General features: G+C 69.9%; 15 protein-coding genes. 10 read left to right on the top strand and 5 right to left on the bottom strand.

Translation table 11 applies throughout. The annotated features are described in order from the left end of the window. A complete protein-coding gene (gene xseA, locus ACYVGI_RS09670; protein ID WP_460632435.1) occupies positions 1 to 1,263 on the bottom strand; it encodes an exodeoxyribonuclease VII large subunit in 1,263 nt (420 codons plus the stop codon). A 99-nt stretch (positions 1,264 to 1,362) separates the two neighbouring features. On the opposite strand from xseA, the gene ACYVGI_RS09665 reads away from it, so the two are divergent. Further along, entirely contained in the window at positions 1,363 to 2,391 is a 1,029-nt protein-coding gene (locus ACYVGI_RS09665; RefSeq protein ID WP_460632434.1) for a 4-hydroxy-3-methylbut-2-enyl diphosphate reductase, read from the top strand. 60 nt (positions 2,392 to 2,451) lie between these two features. Here the strand turns inward: ACYVGI_RS09665 and ACYVGI_RS09660 are convergent, their stop codons facing one another. Next, entirely contained in the window at positions 2,452 to 2,901 is a 450-nt protein-coding gene (locus ACYVGI_RS09660; RefSeq protein WP_460632375.1) for a winged helix-turn-helix transcriptional regulator, read from the bottom strand. A 95-nt stretch (positions 2,902 to 2,996) separates the two neighbouring features. On the opposite strand from ACYVGI_RS09660, the gene ACYVGI_RS09655 reads away from it, so the two are divergent. Further along, positions 2,997 to 3,866 carry an SDR family oxidoreductase gene (locus ACYVGI_RS09655; RefSeq protein ID WP_460632374.1) on the top strand — a complete coding sequence of 290 codons (870 nt, stop codon included), beginning with the start codon at positions 2,997 to 2,999 and terminating at the stop codon, positions 3,864 to 3,866. A 118-nt stretch (positions 3,867 to 3,984) separates the two neighbouring features. On the opposite strand, the gene ACYVGI_RS09650 is transcribed toward ACYVGI_RS09655, so the two are convergent. Beyond that, entirely contained in the window at positions 3,985 to 4,677 is a 693-nt protein-coding gene (locus tag ACYVGI_RS09650; RefSeq protein WP_460632373.1) for a DUF6264 family protein, read from the bottom strand. Between the two features lie 63 nt (positions 4,678 to 4,740). After that, positions 4,741 to 5,769 (bottom strand): class II fructose-bisphosphate aldolase, encoded by a 1,029-nt coding sequence (gene fbaA, locus ACYVGI_RS09645; RefSeq protein ID WP_460632372.1) that lies wholly within the window; start codon positions 5,767 to 5,769, stop codon positions 4,741 to 4,743. A gap of 231 nt (positions 5,770 to 6,000) precedes the next feature. Here fbaA and glpX point away from each other — a divergent pair, with 231 nt between their 5' ends. Beyond that, positions 6,001 to 7,002, top strand: coding sequence for a class II fructose-bisphosphatase (gene glpX, locus ACYVGI_RS09640; protein ID WP_460632371.1), 1,002 nt, complete (start codon positions 6,001 to 6,003; stop codon positions 7,000 to 7,002). A 106-nt stretch (positions 7,003 to 7,108) separates the two neighbouring features. Here the strand turns inward: glpX and ACYVGI_RS09635 are convergent, their stop codons facing one another. Continuing rightward, complete coding sequence (locus tag ACYVGI_RS09635; RefSeq protein WP_460632370.1) at positions 7,109 to 8,485, bottom strand: DNA recombination protein RmuC; 1,377 nt, start codon at positions 8,483 to 8,485, stop codon at positions 7,109 to 7,111. Between the two features lie 112 nt (positions 8,486 to 8,597). Between ACYVGI_RS09635 and iolC the strand changes: the two genes are divergently transcribed. The 7 genes from iolC to ACYVGI_RS09600 all read left to right on the top strand — a co-directional run bounded on the left by iolC (position 8,598) and on the right by ACYVGI_RS09600 (position 17,090). After that, positions 8,598 to 9,599 (top strand): 5-dehydro-2-deoxygluconokinase, encoded by a 1,002-nt coding sequence (iolC, locus tag ACYVGI_RS09630; RefSeq protein ID WP_460632369.1) that lies wholly within the window; start codon positions 8,598 to 8,600, stop codon positions 9,597 to 9,599. Then, entirely contained in the window at positions 9,586 to 10,488 is a 903-nt protein-coding gene (locus ACYVGI_RS09625; protein WP_460632368.1) for a Cgl0159 family (beta/alpha)8-fold protein, read from the top strand. Before iolC ends, ACYVGI_RS09625 begins: the two co-directional genes overlap by 14 nt. 102 nt (positions 10,489 to 10,590) lie before the next feature. Beyond that, entirely contained in the window at positions 10,591 to 12,096 is a 1,506-nt protein-coding gene (locus ACYVGI_RS09620) for a CoA-acylating methylmalonate-semialdehyde dehydrogenase (RefSeq protein ID WP_460632367.1), read from the top strand. A gap of 8 nt (positions 12,097 to 12,104) precedes the next feature. Further along, entirely contained in the window at positions 12,105 to 13,115 is a 1,011-nt protein-coding gene (gene iolB, locus ACYVGI_RS09615) for a 5-deoxy-glucuronate isomerase (RefSeq protein ID WP_460632366.1), read from the top strand. Between the two features lie 14 nt (positions 13,116 to 13,129). Further along, entirely contained in the window at positions 13,130 to 15,013 is a 1,884-nt protein-coding gene (iolD, locus tag ACYVGI_RS09610) for a 3D-(3,5/4)-trihydroxycyclohexane-1,2-dione acylhydrolase (decyclizing) (RefSeq protein ID WP_460632433.1), read from the top strand. A gap of 92 nt (positions 15,014 to 15,105) precedes the next feature. Further along, positions 15,106 to 16,023, top strand: coding sequence for a sugar phosphate isomerase/epimerase family protein (locus ACYVGI_RS09605; RefSeq protein WP_460632365.1), 918 nt, complete (start codon positions 15,106 to 15,108; stop codon positions 16,021 to 16,023). A gap of 50 nt (positions 16,024 to 16,073) precedes the next feature. Continuing rightward, positions 16,074 to 17,090, top strand: coding sequence for a Gfo/Idh/MocA family protein (locus tag ACYVGI_RS09600; protein WP_460632364.1), 1,017 nt, complete (start codon positions 16,074 to 16,076; stop codon positions 17,088 to 17,090). The last annotated feature ends 9 nt before the right edge of the window (positions 17,091 to 17,099 follow it).

Raw genomic sequence — 17,099 nt, 5'->3', positions numbered from 1 at the left:
CTAGCTGAGTGCTGTCTTCGTGGCCGTGGCCTCTGTGCGCCCTGCCGGCGACGGGATGTGGTCTCCCGCCGTCGCAGCGACGGCCCCGCCGGACACGGTGAGCCGCAACCCGGTGCCGGGTGGCATCTCGTCCGGGGAGGTGACGACGTGGCCGGACGCGAGCTGCACGATGGCGTAGCCGCGGTCGAGCGTGCCCTGCGGCGACAGCGCGCGCAACTGGCCGCGGAGCTCGGCGACCCTGGTGGCCTCCCTGTCGACGCCGCGCTCGATCAGCTCGGCGCCGCGGGCGACGAAACGGGTGAGCTCCTCCGCTCGGGAGTCGACGATCCAGCTCGACGACGCGAGCGACGGGCGGGTGCGGAGGTGACCGATGCGATCGATCTCGGCGGAGATCATGTGCGTCACGCGCATCCCGATGCGGGCGCGCGCCTGCTGCACGCGGGCGAGCTCTTCTGCGACGTCAGGGACCACGCGCTTGGCCGCATCCGTCGGGGTGGATGCGCGCAGGTCGGCGACCTCGTCTATCAGCGGCCGGTCCGCCTCGTGGCCGATGGCGCTGACGATCGGGGTCGTGGCGGCTGCCGCAGCGCGCACGAGCACTTCGTCGCTGAAGCCGAGCAGGTTCTGGAAGTCGCCACCGCCGCGGGCGACGATGATGACCTCGACCTCGGGGTCGGCGTCGAGCTTCCGGATGGCAGCCGTCACCTCGGAGACGGTCCTGTCGCCCTGGACGGCGGCGTACACCGTGCGGAAGCGCACCTGCGGCCAGCGCAACTGGGCGTTGCGGAGCACGTCCTTCTCGGCGTCGGAGTCCTTGCCGGTGACGAGCCCGATGGTGTGCGGGAGGAACGGCAGGCGTTTCTTGCGCTCCGGAGCGAACAGGCCCTCGGCGGTGAGCTGCTGGCGCAGCCGTTCGAGACGTTCGAGCAGGTCGCCGAGGCCGACGTGGCGCATGTCGAACACCTGCATCGTGAGTGTGCCGCCCTTGACCCAGAAGTTGGGCTTGATGGCGGCGACCACGCGGTCGCCCTGCTTCAGGTCGGCGGGGATGCGCGCCCTGACGGACGACCAGATCGTGAAGCTGACCGTCGCATCCTCGTTGAGGTCTTTGAGCTTGCCGTAGACGTTTCCGCCGGAGACGCCCCACTGAGTGATCTCGCCCTCGACCCAGGCGGTGCCGAGCCGTTCGATCCAGCCGCGGATCTTGCCGGCCAGGGTGGCGACCGGCCACGGGGCGTCCGCTGTGGGCGGGCCGACCTCCATCGACGGTGCGCGGGTCGTGTCCGTCACCGAGCCTCCCAACCAGTGTTCAGCGCACTCACCTAGGATCGAAGGGTGAGCGACGCAACCATCAGCCTTCCGATGCCGAGGATTCCCGGTGCGCGAGGCCGGCTACAGGATACCCCGGTCGTCGGACACAAGAGGGTCCTGCTGGCCGCACCGCGTGGATACTGCGCGGGTGTGGACAGGGCCGTCATCGCCGTCGAGAAGGCGCTCGAGCACTACGGCGCGCCCGTCTACGTGCGCAAGCAGATCGTGCACAACGTCCACGTCGTGTCCACGCTGGAGCAGCAGGGCGCGATCTTCGTCGACGAGGTCGGGGAGGTTCCGGAGGGCGCGCACGTCGTGTTCAGCGCTCACGGTGTGTCTCCCGCTGTCGTGCAGGCCGCATCCGATCGCGGGCTGCAGGCCATCGACGCCACCTGCCCGCTGGTCACGAAGGTGCACCGCGAGGCCGTGCGCTTCGCCCGCGACGACTTCGAGATCCTGCTGATCGGCCACAAGGGGCACGAAGAGGTCGAGGGCACCGCCGGGCACGCGCCCGACCGCGTCACCCTCGTGAACAGCCCGGACGATGTGGACACGATCACCGTGAAAGACCCGGACAAGGTCGTCTGGCTCTCGCAGACCACGCTGTCCGTCGACGAGACGATGGAGACGGTGCGCCGCCTGCGCGAGCGCTTCCCGAACCTGCAGGATCCGCCCAGTGACGACATCTGCTACGCCACCCAGAACCGCCAGGTCGCGATCAAGAAGGTCGCAGAGCAGGCCGACCTGGTGATCGTGGTCGGCTCCGCCAACTCGTCCAACTCCGTGCGCCTGGTCGAGGTCGCGCTGGAGTACGGCGCGAAGGCCGCGTACAGGGTCGACTACGCCAGCGAGGTCAAGCAGGAGTGGCTCGACGGCGTGGCGACGGTCGGCGTGACGAGCGGAGCATCCGTGCCGGAGGTGCTGGTGCAGGAAGTGCTCGACGACCTCCGCGGCGCCGGCTACGGCGACGTGCAGGAAGTCAAGACGGCCGAGGAGGACCTCATGTTCTCCCTGCCCAAGGAGCTCCGTAAAGACCTCGCAGGAAACCAGGACGCCCGCGCCCTCGGCGGCCGTCGCTGACCCCTGGCCCCGGACCCCTGGCCCCCTGACCTCAGCTATCGAGCCGGGACTCATGCACGCCTAGGCGCGGCGTGTCGCGTGCATAACTCCCGGCTCGATGGCTTCGGCGGCCGGGGCGGTTTCGGCGGCGGCGGCGGCGGCGGCGGGGGCGACGATGTCGTCGGCGTTGGCGGCGATCCAGGACATGAGCGGCAAGAGGTGCTCGGTGAGGTCGCGGCCGCGCTGGGTGAGGCTGTAGTCGACGCGGGGCGGGATGGTCGGCTGGGCCGTGCGCAGGACGAAGCCGTCGCGCTCCAATGTGCGCAGGGTCTGGGCGAGCATCTTCTCGCTGATGCCCTGCACCGTGCGGCGCAGCTCGCCCCAGCGATGGTCGCTCTGAGAGAGCGCGACGAGCACGAGCACGCCCCAGGTGCTGGTGACGTGGTTGAGGACGACGCGGGTCGGGCAGGCCGAGGGGAGCACGCCATCCGTGAAGCCGAAGCCGTTCAACGTCTGAGTACTGGTGTCCACGTCAGTAACTTACCAAAAAGTGGGTACCTTCGAATGGGAAGTATCGGACAGGGGTCTCTGTTGGCCTCGATGACCGACCGAAAGGAAACACCACCATGACCATCGTCGTCACCGGAGCAACCGGCCACCTCGGACGCCTCGTCGTCGAATCCCTCATCGCCCGCGGCGTTCCCGCCGCCGACATCCGCGCGCTCGGACGCTCAGCGGAGAAGCTCGCGCCCGTCGCGGCGCTCGGCGTGCAGACCGCCACCATCGACTTCGAGAAGCCCGACACCCTGGTGTCCGCGTTCGCGGGGGCGGATGCGCTCCTGCTCGTCTCCGGCAGCGAGGTGGGCAAGCGGGTGCAGCAGCACGCCAACGCCATCGACGCGGCCGTGGCGGCAGGGGCCGGCCGGATCGTCTACACCAGCGCGCCGCACGCCGACGACACCGCGCTCGTCCTCGCGCCGGAGCACACCGCAACCGAGAAGCTGCTCGCGGACTCCGGGCTGCCGGTGACCATCCTGCGCAACAACTGGTACACCGAGAACTACGTCGGCCAGCTCGACACCGCCGCCGCGACAGGCGAGATCGTGTCGAGCGCAGCGGACGGCAGGGTCGCGAGCGCGTCGCGCGCCGACTACGCCGACGCTGCAGCCGTCGTGCTCAGCACCCCCGGCCACGACGGCGCTGTCTACGAGCTCTCCGGCGACGTGGCCTGGACGTTCGCCGACCTGGCCGAGACGGTCTCGGCCATCCTGGGCCAGCCCGTCGCATACCGGTCGGTGAGCCCCGAGGAGCACACGAGCATCCTGACCGGTGCCGGGTTGGACGATGGCACGGCAGGGTTCGTCGTGGCGCTCGACGGCAACATCCGGGACGGCGCTCTCGCCGACGCGACGCCCACGCTCAGCGAACTGATCGGGCGGCCGACGACGCCGCTCGCCGCCGGCCTGCGCGAGGCGCGCGGCGAGGCCGCTGCGTAACAGCAGCCGCCAGACGGCGGAACGGCCCGGTGCGGGATGCGCCGGGCCGTTCGTCGTTCGCGGGTCGTTCGCGGGTCGCTCGCGGCGCACAGGTCGTCCTGCGCGGCGGCCGCGAGGCTCAGGGGGTGGGCGTGCTCGTCGGCGGAGGGGTGATCCCGCTGTAGAAGTCGATCAGCACGGGGTCGGTGAGCAGCACCGCCGACATGAAGCCGAGCAGGGCGATGAGTGCGACGACGCCCGCGATCAACGGGATGTAGAACGCCATTCTGCGCTTGACCAGCAGCCAGACCGACAGGGCGGTCGAGATCACCCAGAGCAGACCGATGACGACGGCGCCAGCGATCAGCGTGCCCTGCACCGACGCCGCGGGGGTGTAGTCGCCGAGGTTCTGGTTGAGGTGCATGAGCTGCATCGCGGACGGCAGCGACAGCAGACCGCTGATCGAGTTGGTGGCGCCGAATAGGCCGAAGACGATGAGCACGACCGTGATGGTCATGTTCCAGCGCGGCGCGTCGGAGCGCAACTGTGTCGACGGGCTCTGCGGGTGCTGGCTGGCGAAGCCGGGACGGTCGGGGTACTGCGCGCGCGCATCCCGGTGGACGGGGATCGCGCCGCGCTGGGCGGCGTCGCGGTGGGCAGCGTCCTGCTGGGCAGCGTCGCCGTGCTCGCCGTAGCGGTCCGGCTCTGCCGTGGGATGCGAGGTGTCCAGTCGGTTCGCATCCGCCGGTGGATGCCACACCCATCCCTCTGGGGCGAGCTCGCCGTACTTCGGGCGTGGTCGCTCGTCGGGTTTCTGTTCCTCGTCGGCCATGGCGGCCAACCTCCCTGGATATGACGCGGCGGCCGGAGCGCGAGCCCCGACCGCCGCGGTGTACTACTTGCCGGAGTGTCCGGCCGAGCCGAGCTGCTTGGTGGCCTCGATCACGCGGGCGGCCATCGCCGTCTCCGCGACCTTGCCCCACGCGCGCGGGTCGTACAGTTTCTTGTTGCCGACCTCGCCGTCGACCTTGAGGACGCCGTCGTAGTTCTTGAACATGTAGTCGGCGATCGAGCGGGTGAACGCGTACTGCGTGTCCGTGTCGATGTTCATCTTGATGACGCCGTTGGCGACCGCCTCGGCGATCTCGGCGTCGGTCGAGCCGGAGCCGCCGTGGAAGACCAGGTCGAGCGGCTTCGGGCCGTGACCGTACTTGGCGGCGAGGCCGTCCTGGATGGTCTTCAGCAGCTCGGGGCGCAGCTTCACGTTGCCCGGCTTGTACACGCCGTGGACGTTGCCGAAGGTGAGGGCGGCCATGTAGCGGCCGTTCTCGCCGAGGCCGAGCGCTTCGACGGCCTTCTCGACGTCGGCGAGGGTCGTGTAGAGCGCCTCGTTGGAGCCCTCGTGCTGCACGCCGTCCTCTTCGCCGCCGACGACACCGATCTCGACCTCGAGGATGGCGTTGATGGCCTTGGTGCGCTTGATCATGTCCTGCGCGATCTCGAGGTTCTCCGCGAGCGGCACGGCCGAGCCGTCCCACATGTGGGACTGGAAGATCGGGTTGCGTCCGGCGCGGACCTCTTCCTCGGAGGCGGCGATGAGCGGCAGCACGAAGCTGTCGAGCGCGTCCTTGGGGCAGTGGTCGGTGTGCAGGGCGACCGTGACGGGATAGTTCTTGGCGACCTCGGTGGCGAACTTCGCGAAGGCGATGGCGCCCGCTGCGCGGTTCTTCACGGTCTGACCGGCGAAGTAGTCTGCGCCGCCGGTGGTCACCTGGATGATGCCGTCGCTGCCGGCTTCCGTCAGGCCCTGGAGGACCGAGTTGATCGTCTGCGACGACGACACGTTGAACGCGGGGTACGCGAAACCACCGGCCTTCGCCTTGTCGAGCATTTCTGCATATTGGTCCGGCGTGGCGATGGGCATTGCAGCTCCTTGAAGTCGAAGTGTCGAACGGGTCTCATCATACCGAGCCGGTGGGAGCGCTCCGGCTGGCAGGTACGGACCTGCCGCCCGGGGCCGGGATGCGCCGTCCGCGTACGCCAGGTGAACGTTCGTGCGCTTTCCGCCGCCGCGTGCAGGCGCGCGGATACACTGGCATCGCCGATACAGCAGCGTCGAAGACGACGACACCGAATCCGTCCGGGAGGACCCATCATGATCAGCACTGACACCGCATCCCTCTACCTGCATCCAGACAGGAACCTGGCCATGGAGCTCGTCAGAGCCACAGAGGCTGCGGCCATCCGGGCGACGCCGTTCATCGGCCGAGGCGACAAGAACGCGGCAGACGGCGCAGCAGTGGATGCGATGCGCAAGTTCCTCGGTACGGTCAACTTCGACGGGCTGATCGTCATCGGCGAGGGCGAGAAGGACAACGCCCCCATGCTGTTCAACGGCGAGCACGTCGGCAACGGCCGGGGACCGGCGGTGGACATCGCGGTCGACCCGATCGACGGCACGTCGCTGACCGCCGCCGGACGCCAGAACGCGCTGTCGGTGATCGCGGTGTCCGACCGCGGGTCGATGCTGGATGCGTCGAGCGTGTTCTACATGGACAAGATCGTCACGGGGCCGGAGGGCATCGGGGTCGTCGACCTGTCGCAGTCGATCGGGGACAACATCCGGGAGCTGGCGAAGGCGAAGGGCAAGCCGGTCGGCGAGGTCCGCGTCGCCGTCCTGGACCGACCGCGTCATGAGGGACTGATCGAGGAGATCCGCGCCGCGGGAGCGGGGACCAGGCTGATGCTCGACGGCGACGTCGCCGGCGGCATCAACGCGGCCCGCTATGAGTCGCGGATCGACATGTGCGTCGGCATCGGCGGGAGCCCGGAGGGCATCACCACGGCGTGCGCGATCAAGGCGCTCGGCGGATTCATGCAGGGAAAGCTGGCGCCGAAGGACGACGCAGAGCGCGCGGGCGGCATCGCGGCGGGTCTCGACATGGATCGCATCTACGGCGCTGACGACCTGGTGCAGGGCGACAACACGTTCTTCGTCGCGACGGGCGTGACCGACGGCGGGCTGGTCGAGGGCGTGCGCCGCAAGGGCCCGATCATCCGCACCGAGAGCATCGTGCTGCGCAGCAAGTCGGGCACCATCCGCCGCGTGATCGCGGACCACCTCGCCGCCAAGTGGCTCGAGGCCGACCAGCTCTAGAGCGCCCCACGCCATCGAGCCCAGGCTTTTTCACCGTTACGCGACGTTGTGCGGTGAAAAAGCCTGGGCTCGATTGCTGCGGGCTGCGGGCTGCGGGCTTGGGGGCTCAGGCGGAGCGGCGCTCGGGGAGGGAGGCGGCGGGCGTGCTGGGCTCGTCGTCGCCGAGCTCGGCGACGAGCTCGAACGCGGTGAGTTCGCGCGGCGCCTCGTCGATGCCTTCGAGGACGCCGATCATCTTGGACTCGTCGAGGGCGTTGAGCTTGCGCGCGGCGGGGAACACCTGGCGCTCGAACGACCCCACGAAGCCGTTGTAGTCCTTGACCGTGCGCTCCAGCGAGCGACCGAGCTTCTCGATGTGGGTGGCCGTGGTGGACAGCCGCGTGTAGAGGGTGCGGCTCAGGTCGAAGAGCTGCTTCGCCTCCTGGGTGAGCACATCCTGCTGCCAACTGAACGCCACCGTCTTCAGCACCGACCACAGCGTGACGGGCGATGCCAGGGCGACGCGCTTGCTGAACGCGAACTCCATGATCGACGGGTCGGCCTCCATCGCCGACGACACCAGCGACTCGCTCGGGATGAACGCGATCACCAGCTCGGGGGAGGAGTCGAGGCCCGTCCAGTACGCCTTGTTGCCGAGGGCCGTGATGTGATCGCGCACCGCCTTGACGTGCTGCTTGAGCAGCGCATCCCGCTGGGCGCCGTCTGCCCCCGTGGCGGTGGCGGGGATCTGGCTGGCCTCGAGATAGGCGTTGAACGGCACCTTGGCGTCGAGCGCGATGCTCTTGCCGCCCGGCAGGTGCACGATCATGTCCGGACGCCCGGCGCCGGATTCCGACTGGATGCTCGACTGCACGCTGAAATCGACGCGCTCGATCAGCCCGGCGGCCTCGACGACGCTGCGCAGTTGGGTCTCGCCCCACACGCCGCGCGTGCTGTTGGAGCGCAGCGCGGACGCCAGCGACTCCGCCGTGCTGCGCAGCCGCTCCTCCGACTCGGTGGCCGACTTGAGCTGCTGCGCGAGCTCGCCGTGCTGCTGGTTGCGCTGCGTCTCGAGGTCGGCGACCTTCTTCTGCATGTCGCTCAGGCTCTCGCGCACCGGCGCGAGCGCCTGCAGCACCTTGCTCTCCGCGCGTTCCCGCTGCTCCCTGGCCTCCGATTCGACGCGGTGCCGCTCGACCAGCTCGCGGTATTGAAGCTGGTGCGAGATGACCTGCTCGCGGAGGGCATCCGCCGTCGCCTGCGTGGCTGCGAGGTCTTGGCGGATCTCGGCCTGCACCGCCGCCTCCGCCGCGCGCAGCTCCGCCAGCTCTGCCGCGTGGCGGGCTGCGACCACGGCCGGGTCCTCCACCGGAACGGCCGGGGCGGCCGATGCGGCGGACTCGGCGCGGCGCCGCAGGAGCGTGACGACGGCGAAGCCGCCCGCTGCCGCTCCGAGCACGATTCCGGCGAGGAGTCCGAGGAGAAGGGAGAGGATGGGGTCCATGCTTCGAGTGTGACAGGGGCCTCTGACAGTGGGAGGTTGCGCGCAGGGCACGCCGCGAATAGGCTCTCCATGTCACTATGTCAGGACATGAGCGAAAGGCAACCACCGAGGGATGACCCAGATCACAGATCAGGCCGCGGAAGCACCGGAGGCACCGGAGGCACCGTTCGACCTCATCGCCATCGGCCGGTCGGGCGTCGACCTCTACCCGCTGCAGGACGGGGTCGGCCTCGAAGAGGTCAGCACGTTCGGCAAGTACCTCGGCGGAAGCGCCACCAACGTCACGGTCGCCGCCGCCCGCCACGGTCGCCGCGCGGCCATCGTCACGCGCACGGGCGCCGACCCGCTCGGTCGCTACGTGAGCGCCGAGATCGCGCGACTCGGCGTCGACAACCGCTTCGTCTCGACCGTTCCCGGCCTCAACACCCCGATCACGCTGTGCGAGATCTTCCCGCCGGACGACTTCCCGCTCTACTTCTACCGCGAGCCCATCGCGCCCGACCTCGTGATCGAACCCTCCGAGCTCGACCTCGCCGCCATCCGGGATGCGCGCATCTTCTGGGCCACCGTCACCGGCCTCTCGCAGGAGCCCAGCCGCACCGCTCACCACGCGGCCTGGAAGGCGAGGGGGCGCCGCCCGCTGACGGTCCTCGACCTCGACTACCGTCCGATGTTCTGGAATTCGCCGGCAGAGGCGACCGCAGAGGTGACGCGCGCGCTCGAACACGCGACCGTCGCCGTCGGCAACCGCGAGGAGTGCGAGATCGCCGTCGGCGAGACCGACCCGCACCGGGCGGCGGATGCGCTGCTCGACCGCGGCCTGGAGCTCGCCGTCGTGAAGCAGGGCCCGCGCGGTGTGCTCGCCAAGACCAGGACGGAGACCGTGGAGGTCGAGCCGTTCCCCGTTCAGGTGGTCAACGGCCTCGGCGCAGGAGACGGCTTCGGCGGCGCCCTGTGCCACGGCCTGCTGGCCGGATGGCCTCTCGAACAGGTGATCCGGTTCGCCAATGTGGCAGGCGCCATCGTCGCCAGCCGCCGCGAGTGCTCGACCGCCATGCCGACGACCGCCGAGGTCGACGCGCTGCTGGAGGGAGCATCCCGTGCAGCTCGCTGACGGTCCCATCTCGGCAGCCGACTTCGACCGACTGCGCCGCATCCGTGCGGCAGAGCCGGAGCGGATCGCCGACGCTCTCGCCACGCGTCAGACGCGCGAGCTGCTGACCGGCGACGACCGCCTCTTCATCGTGGCCGCCGACCACCCGGCGCGCGGCGCCCTCGGCGTCGGCTCCGACCCGCTCGCGATGGCCGACAGGTACGACCTGCTGCAGCGCCTCGCCGCGGCGCTCGAACGGCCGGGGGTCGACGGCGTGCTCGGCACCCCGGACATCATCGAGGACCTGGCCGTCCTCGGCCTCCTCGACGGCCGCATCGCTGTCGGTTCGATGAACCGCGGAGGGCTGCGCGGCGCCACGTTCGAGATGGACGACAGGTTCACCGCCTACGACGTGGATGCGCTGGTCGCCGCCCGCCTCGACTTCGCCAAGCTGCTCGTGCGGATCAACCTCGCCGACGACGGCACCGCATCCACTCTCTCCGCGTCGGCCGACGCGGTCACCGCGGCGGCAGCCGCCCGGCTGCCGATCATGATCGAGCCGTTCATGAGCGCGTGGAAGGACGAGCGGATCGTCAACGACCTGTCGACGGATGCGGTCATCACCTCGGTGGCCATCGCCTCCGGTCTCGGGGCGAGCTCGGCCTATAGCTGGCTGAAGCTGCCCGTCGTCGACGACATGGCGGCGGTGATGGCGGCGACCACCCTGCCGACCCTGCTGCTCGGCGGCGATCCAGCGCCCGGCGCCGAGCCGGGTGCGGTGTACGACGCCTGGGGGAGCGCCATCGGCCTGCCGGGCGTGAAAGGTCTCGTCGTCGGCCGAACGCTGCTCTACCCGGAGCACAACGACGTCGCCGCCGCGGTGGACCAGGCCGCATCCATCGTCCACTGACCCAGCACCCCACCCGGCCACTCACCACCCGGCCACTCACCCCCGGCCACTCACCCACAGACATCCCACGCCAAGCACCGCCCGCGAAGGAGTATCAGCACCATGTCAGACACCGACCTCCCCGTCATCCCGCACTACATCGGCGGCCGTCGCACGCCGAGCACCAGCGGCAGGCTGGCCCCGGTCTACGACCCGGCCATCGGAACGGTCAGCGCGAACGTCGGCCTGGCGGACGAGGCGGAGGTCGCCGCGGCGATCGACGCGGCCGCCGCGGCGTTCCCCGCCTGGCGCGACACCTCGATCGCCAAGCGCCAGCAGGTGATGTTCGCGTTCCGCGAGCTGCTGAACGCCCGCAAGGGCGACCTGGCCGAGATCGTGACGAGCGAGCACGGCAAGGTCGTCTCCGACGCGCTCGGTGAGATCACCCGCGGGCTCGAAGTGGTGGAGCTGGCCACCGGGTTCCCGCACCTCATCAAGGGCGAGCACTCCGAGAACGTCTCGACCGGTGTCGACGTGTACTCGCTCAAGCAGCCGCTCGGCGTCGTCGGCATCGTGAGCCCGTTCAACTTCCCCGCGATGGTGCCGCTCTGGTTCCTCCCCGTCGCCATCGCCGCCGGCAACGCCGTGGTGCTGAAGCCGAGCGAGAAGGACCCGTCCGCCGCGGTCTGGCTCGCCGAGCTGTTCACGGAGGCTGGACTGCCGGATGGCGTCTTCACCGTGCTCCAGGGCGACAAGGTCGCCGTGGACGGGCTGCTCGAACACCCGGAGGTGCAGGCCATCTCCTTCGTCGGCTCCACCCCGATCGCCCGCTACATCTACGAGACGGCCGCGAGGAACGGCAAGCGCGTCCAGGCCCTCGGCGGCGCCAAGAACCACATGCTGGTGCTCCCGGATGCGGACCTCGACCTGGTCGCGGACGCCGCGGTCAACGCCGGGTTCGGCTCGGCAGGCGAGCGCTGCATGGCGATCAGCGTCATCGTCGCGGTCGAACCGGTCGCCGACGACCTCATCGCCAAGGTGACGGAGCGCGTGCGCGGCCTGCGCATCGGCGACGGCCGCCGCAACTGCGACATGGGACCGCTGATCACGCGCGAGCACCGCGACAAGGTCGCCTCGTACATCGACGTCGCCATCGCGGACGGCGCAGACGTGGTGATCGACGGCCGCGGCATCGAGGTCGACGGTGCCGCGGACGGCTTCTGGCTGGGACCGACGCTGATCGACAGGGTGAGCACCGCTTCCCGGGTATACACGGAGGAGATCTTCGGGCCGGTGCTCTCTGTGGTGCGCGTCGAGACGTACCAAGAGGGCGTCGAGCTCATCAACTCGGGGGCGTTCGGCAACGGCACGGCGATCTTCACCAACGACGGGGGAGCGGCGCGCCGCTTTCAGAACGAGGTGCAGGTGGGCATGATCGGGATCAACGTTCCCATCCCTGTGCCGGTGGCGTACTACTCGTTCGGCGGCTGGAAGCAGTCCCTGTTCGGCGACGCGAAAGCGTACGGCGTGCACGGTTTCGAGTTCTTCACGCGCGAGAAGGCCGTCACCAGCCGCTGGCTCGACCCGAGCCACGGCGGCATCAACCTCGGATTCCCGCAGACCAAGTAGGAGCAGTCATGCGCAACGGCAGTGAGTGGGTCTACGGCCCCGGCGACCTGGCTGAGGACGGCTGGGAGTCTGTGGTGGATGCGCGCATCCCCGGCTGGCAGCACACCGGGCTGCGGATCGCGGAGCTCGACGGCGCTGTCGACGGCGGCGCGACCGTTGCGCTGGCCGCCGGCGACGTGGAGCGGATGATCGTGCCGCTCGCCGGGTCGTTCACGGTGGAGTACGACAAACCTGGCGCTGCGACCGCTTCGCAGACCCTTGCCGGGCGAGCGTCCGTCTTCGACGGCCCGACCGACGTGCTCTACCTCGGCGCAGGAACGTCGGCGACGATCGGCGGGCACGGGAGGGTCGCTGTGACCGAAGCGGTGACGGCGGAGCGCCGCCCTGCCGCATACCTCCCTGCCTCTGCCGTGCCCGTGGAGCTGCGCGGCGGCGGCCAGTCCAGCCGTCAGGTGCACAATTTCGGAGTGCCTGGCGCTCTGGATGCGGCCACGCTGATCGCCTGCGAGGTGATCACGCCCGCGGGCAACTGGTCGTCGTACCCGCCGCACAAGCACGACGAGCACCGGCCGGGCGTCGAATCCAGGCTGGAGGAGATCTACTACTTCGAGACCGCGGTGACGCGCGGAGCGGACGCTCCGGCGGAGGCTGCTCCGTTCGCCGTGTTCGCCACGTACTCGTCCGACGAGCGGCCGATCGCCATCGACGCGCGGGTCACGAGCGGCGACATCGCCCTCGTGCCGCACGGCTACCACGGACCGGCCGTCGCTGCGCCGGGATACGACCTCTACTACCTCAACGTGATGGCGGGCCCCGACGCCGAGCGCTCCTGGCTCATCACGGACGACCCCGCCCACGGCTGGGTGCGTCAGACCTGGGAGGCGGACGGGATGGATGCGCGGCTCCCGTACGCGTCCACCGGCACCACCGCATCCACCGGCACGACCGCATCCACCGGCACCACCGACACAACCGCATCCACCGACACCACCGCATCCACCGAAGGAGCAGCCCTGTGAGCGGCACCAAGCGCATGACCGTGAGCCAGGCTCTCGTCGAGTTCCTGGCCCACCAGTGGACCGTCGACGGCGGGCACCGCGAGCGCACGATCGCCGGAACGTTCGGTATCTTCGGGCACGGCAACGTGGCCGGCATCGGGCAGGCGCTCAAGCAGTTCGCCGTGCAGGACCCCGCCCTGATGCCGTACCACCAGGCCCGCAACGAGCAGGCGATGGTGCACGAGGCCGTCGGCTACGCGCGGCTGCGCCGTCGCCGGGGCACGTTCGCCTGCGCCGCATCCGTCGGGCCGGGCGCGACCAACATGCTCACCGGTGCCGCCCTCGCCACCACCAACCGCCTTCCGGTGCTGCTGCTGCCGTCCGACACGTTCGCGACGCGCGTGGCCGACCCGGTGCTGCAGCAGCTCGAACTGCCGCACGACGCCTCGATGAGCGTCAACGACGCGTTCAGGCCGCTGTCGCGCTACTTCGACAGGATCACCCGCCCCGAACAGCTCTTCTCCGCGGCCCTCGGCGCGATGCGCGTGCTGACCGACCCGGTCGAGACCGGCGCTGTCACCATCGCGCTGCCGGAGGACGTTCAGGCGGAGGCGCTCGACGTGCCGCTGGAATTCCTCGCCGACCGCGAGTGGCACGTGCGCCGTCCCGTGCCGGAGCGCGACGCGCTCGCCAGGGCCGCCAGGGCGATCGCTGCGGCAGAGCGGCCGATCATCGTCGCGGGCGGCGGTGTGATCTACTCCGACGCCGTGGCGGAGCTGCGCGCGTTCGCCGAGGCCACCGGGATCCCCGTCGGCACCACCCAGGCGGGCGGCGGCTCGATCGAGTGGGACCACCCGCTGTCGCTCGGCAGCATCGGCTCGACCGGAACCTCCGCCGCCAACCGATTCGCCGCGCAGGCGGACCTGGTGATCGGGATCGGGACGCGCTACAGCGACTTCACCACCGCATCCCGGACGGCGTTCGCCAGGGACGGCGTGCGGTTCGTCAACATCAATGTCGCGTCGTTCGACGCGTACAAGCACGGCTCGACGCTGCCGGTGATCGCCGACGCGAGGGAGGCGCTCGTCGCTCTGCGGGAGGCGCTCGCGGGCTTCGGGACGCCGCCCGCATACCGCGAGGAGGTCGGGACCGAGAAGCGCGCGTGGGACGCCGCGGTCGACGCGAGCTTCGCCGACCGGAGGCTCGACCGTCCGTCGCAGTCGGAGATCATCGGTGCGGTGAACGCGGCGAGCGACCCGCGGGATGTGGTGGTCTGCGCTGCGGGCTCGCTGCCAGGCGACCTGCACAAGCTGTGGCGGGTGCGCGACGACCTCGGCTACCACGTCGAGTACGCGTTCTCCTGCATGGGCTACGAGATCGCCGGAGGGATGGGCGCCAAGCGCGGCGCCGACGACCGCGACGTGATCGTGATGGTCGGAGACGGCTCATACCTGATGATGCACACCGAGCTGGTGAGCGCGGTGGCGGAGGGTGTGAAGATCATCGTGGTGCTCATCCAGAACCACGGCTACGCCTCCATCGGACACCTGAGCGACACGGTCGGCTCGCAGCGCTACGGCACCAGGTACCGCTTCCGCGACGACGCGGCGAACGCGTTCGACGACGGGCCCGCTCTGCCGGTGGATCTCGCGGCCAACGCGGCGAGCCTCGGCGTGGACGTGATCAGGGTCGAGCAGACCCCGGACGCGATCGCCGACCTCACGGCCGCGGTGGCACGCGCCAAGGCGGCGACGGGACCCACCCTCATCCACATCAACAGCGACCCGCTGCTGTTCTCGCCGGACGGCGAAGGCTGGTGGGACGTGCCGGTCGCGGAGACGTCGGAACTCGACAGCACGCGCGGCGCCAAGGCCGCGTACGACGAGCAGAAGACGCGCCAGCGTCCGTACGTCGGCTGAGGGCCGGCTCCCGCAGTCGCGCGGCCAGCGCATCCGCGATCATCCAGAACATCCACCGCATCCAGAGCATCCAGAGCATCACGAGGAGAACGATGACTGACAGCACCCCCGCCCTGCGGATCGGCACCGCCCCCGACTCGTGGGGAGTGTGGTTCGCCGACGACCCGAAACAGATCCCGTGGCAGCGCTTCCTCGACGAGGTGGTCGCGTCCGGTTACACCTGGATCGAGCTGGGTCCGTACGGTTACCTGCCGACCGACCCGCACCAGCTCGAGGACGAGCTCGGCTCGCGAGGCCTGAAGCTCTCGGCCGGCACGGTGTTCACCGGCTTCCACAAGGGCGAGGACCAGTGGCAGCGAGCGTGGGACCAGGCGCTGCAGGTCGCCGGACTCGCCACCGCTCTCGGAGCAGAGCACCTCGTGGTCATTCCCGACCTGTGGCGCAGCGACGCCACCGAGGAGGTGCTGGAGAGCCGGACGCTCGACGACGAGCAGTGGAAGAAGCTGGCCGCCGGGCACGACAAGCTCGGCAAGGCGCTCCTCGAGGAGTTCGGGATGCACCAGCAGTTCCACTCGCACGCCGACAGCCACGTGGGCACCTACGGCGAGGTCGAGCGGTTCCTCACCGAGACGGACGCGGCGTACACGAACCTGTGCCTCGACACCGGGCACTTCTCGTACTACCTCGGTGACAACCTCAAGCTCATCCATGCGTACCCGGAGCGCATCGGCTACCTCCACCTCAAGCAGGTCGACCGCGACATCCTCGCCGACGTGCTCAAGAACGACGTGCCGTTCGCGACCGCGGTCGCCCGCGGCGTCATGACCGAGCCGCCGTCGGGCGTGCCGGACTTCGCGCCGATCATCGAGGCGGTCAGCGCCATCGACCAGAACATCTTCGCGATCGTCGAACAGGACATGTACGGAACGGACATCGAGCGTCCGTTCCCGATCGCGAAGCGCACCCGCGAGCACATCTTCGGATGCACGCGTCACGCCCGCCAGGACTGACCGGCCCACTGACTCAACCGGCGACCCATCACCACCGAAAGAAGACCAGCATGACCACAGCACCACTCCGCATCGCCGTCGTCGGCGCCGGGATCATGGGCTCCGACCACATCACCAGGATCACCAGCCGCATCACCGGCGCCGAGGTCGCGGCCGTCGTCGAGCCCGACGCCGCCCGCGCGGCCGCCGCCGCTGCCGGCGCACCCGGCGCCGCGACGCGCAGCCGCGTCGAGGACGCCCTCGAGCACGACAGCATCGACGCGGTCATCATCGCGACCCCCGGCCCGTTCCACGAGTCCGTGCTGCTGCCTGCGCTCGACGCCGGGGTGGACATCCTCTGCGAGAAGCCGCTGACGCCGGACTCCGAGTCGTCGCTGCGCATCCTGGAGGCCGAGCAGAACACGGGACGTCCGCGCATCCAGGTGGGCTTCATGCGACGCTTCGACGACGAGTACATGCAGCTCAAAGAGCTCATCGACTCCGGGGATGCCGGCGCGCTGCTCGCGCTGCACTGCGCGCACCGCAACCCGTCGACCCCGCCCGGCTACACAGAGTCGATGCTGATCACCGACTCTGTGGTGCACGAGATCGACGTGGTGCCGTGGCTTGTCGGCGAGCCGATCGCCGCGGTCGAGGTGCGCAAGCCGCGCCGCAACTCGCTCGCCCCCGAAGGGCTGCGCGAGCCGCAGTTGGTGCTGCTGGAGACCGCATCCGGTGTGCTGGCCGATGTGGAGATCAGCGTGAACATCCAGTTCGGCTACCAGGTGACCACGGACGCGGTGTTCGAGCGCAGCGTCGCCGAGATCGGTCGCACGTCCGGCATCGCCCGGTACGTGGACGGGGCGTTCCGTCAGGCGGAGCACCTGTCGTACACGACGCGGTTCGCGAAGGCGTACGACACCGAGGTGCAGCGCTGGGTGGATGCGGTGCGTCGCGGCACGATCGACGGCCCGAGCGCCTGGGACGGCTACCTGGCTGCCGCCGTCTGCGAGGCGGGCGTGCGCGCGCAGGCCACCGGGCTCCGCACCGAAGTCAGCTACGTGCCGCGCCCCGCGTTCTACGCGTAAACACCGCCG

The organism is Leifsonia lichenia, assembly GCF_054780215.1.
This window is presented reverse-complemented; position numbering and strand designations above follow the sequence as displayed.

Coding starts and splice junctions, on each gene's coding strand:
- xseA (WP_460632435.1), bottom strand. CDS start 1,263: ATGGAGGTCGGCCCGCCCACAGCGGACGCCCCGTGGCCGGTCGCCACC.
- ACYVGI_RS09665 (WP_460632434.1), top strand. CDS start 1,363: ATGCCGAGGATTCCCGGTGCGCGAGGCCGGCTACAGGATACCCCGGTC.
- ACYVGI_RS09655 (WP_460632374.1), top strand. CDS start 2,997: ATGACCATCGTCGTCACCGGAGCAACCGGCCACCTCGGACGCCTCGTC.
- ACYVGI_RS09650 (WP_460632373.1), bottom strand. CDS start 4,677: ATGGCCGACGAGGAACAGAAACCCGACGAGCGACCACGCCCGAAGTAC.
- fbaA (WP_460632372.1), bottom strand. CDS start 5,769: ATGCCCATCGCCACGCCGGACCAATATGCAGAAATGCTCGACAAGGCG.
- glpX (WP_460632371.1), top strand. CDS start 6,001: ATGATCAGCACTGACACCGCATCCCTCTACCTGCATCCAGACAGGAAC.
- ACYVGI_RS09635 (WP_460632370.1), bottom strand. CDS start 8,485: ATGGACCCCATCCTCTCCCTTCTCCTCGGACTCCTCGCCGGAATCGTG.
- iolC (WP_460632369.1), top strand. CDS start 8,598: ATGACCCAGATCACAGATCAGGCCGCGGAAGCACCGGAGGCACCGGAG.
- ACYVGI_RS09620 (WP_460632367.1), top strand. CDS start 10,591: ATGTCAGACACCGACCTCCCCGTCATCCCGCACTACATCGGCGGCCGT.
- iolB (WP_460632366.1), top strand. CDS start 12,105: ATGCGCAACGGCAGTGAGTGGGTCTACGGCCCCGGCGACCTGGCTGAG.
- iolD (WP_460632433.1), top strand. CDS start 13,130: ATGACCGTGAGCCAGGCTCTCGTCGAGTTCCTGGCCCACCAGTGGACC.
- ACYVGI_RS09605 (WP_460632365.1), top strand. CDS start 15,106: ATGACTGACAGCACCCCCGCCCTGCGGATCGGCACCGCCCCCGACTCG.
- ACYVGI_RS09600 (WP_460632364.1), top strand. CDS start 16,074: ATGACCACAGCACCACTCCGCATCGCCGTCGTCGGCGCCGGGATCATG.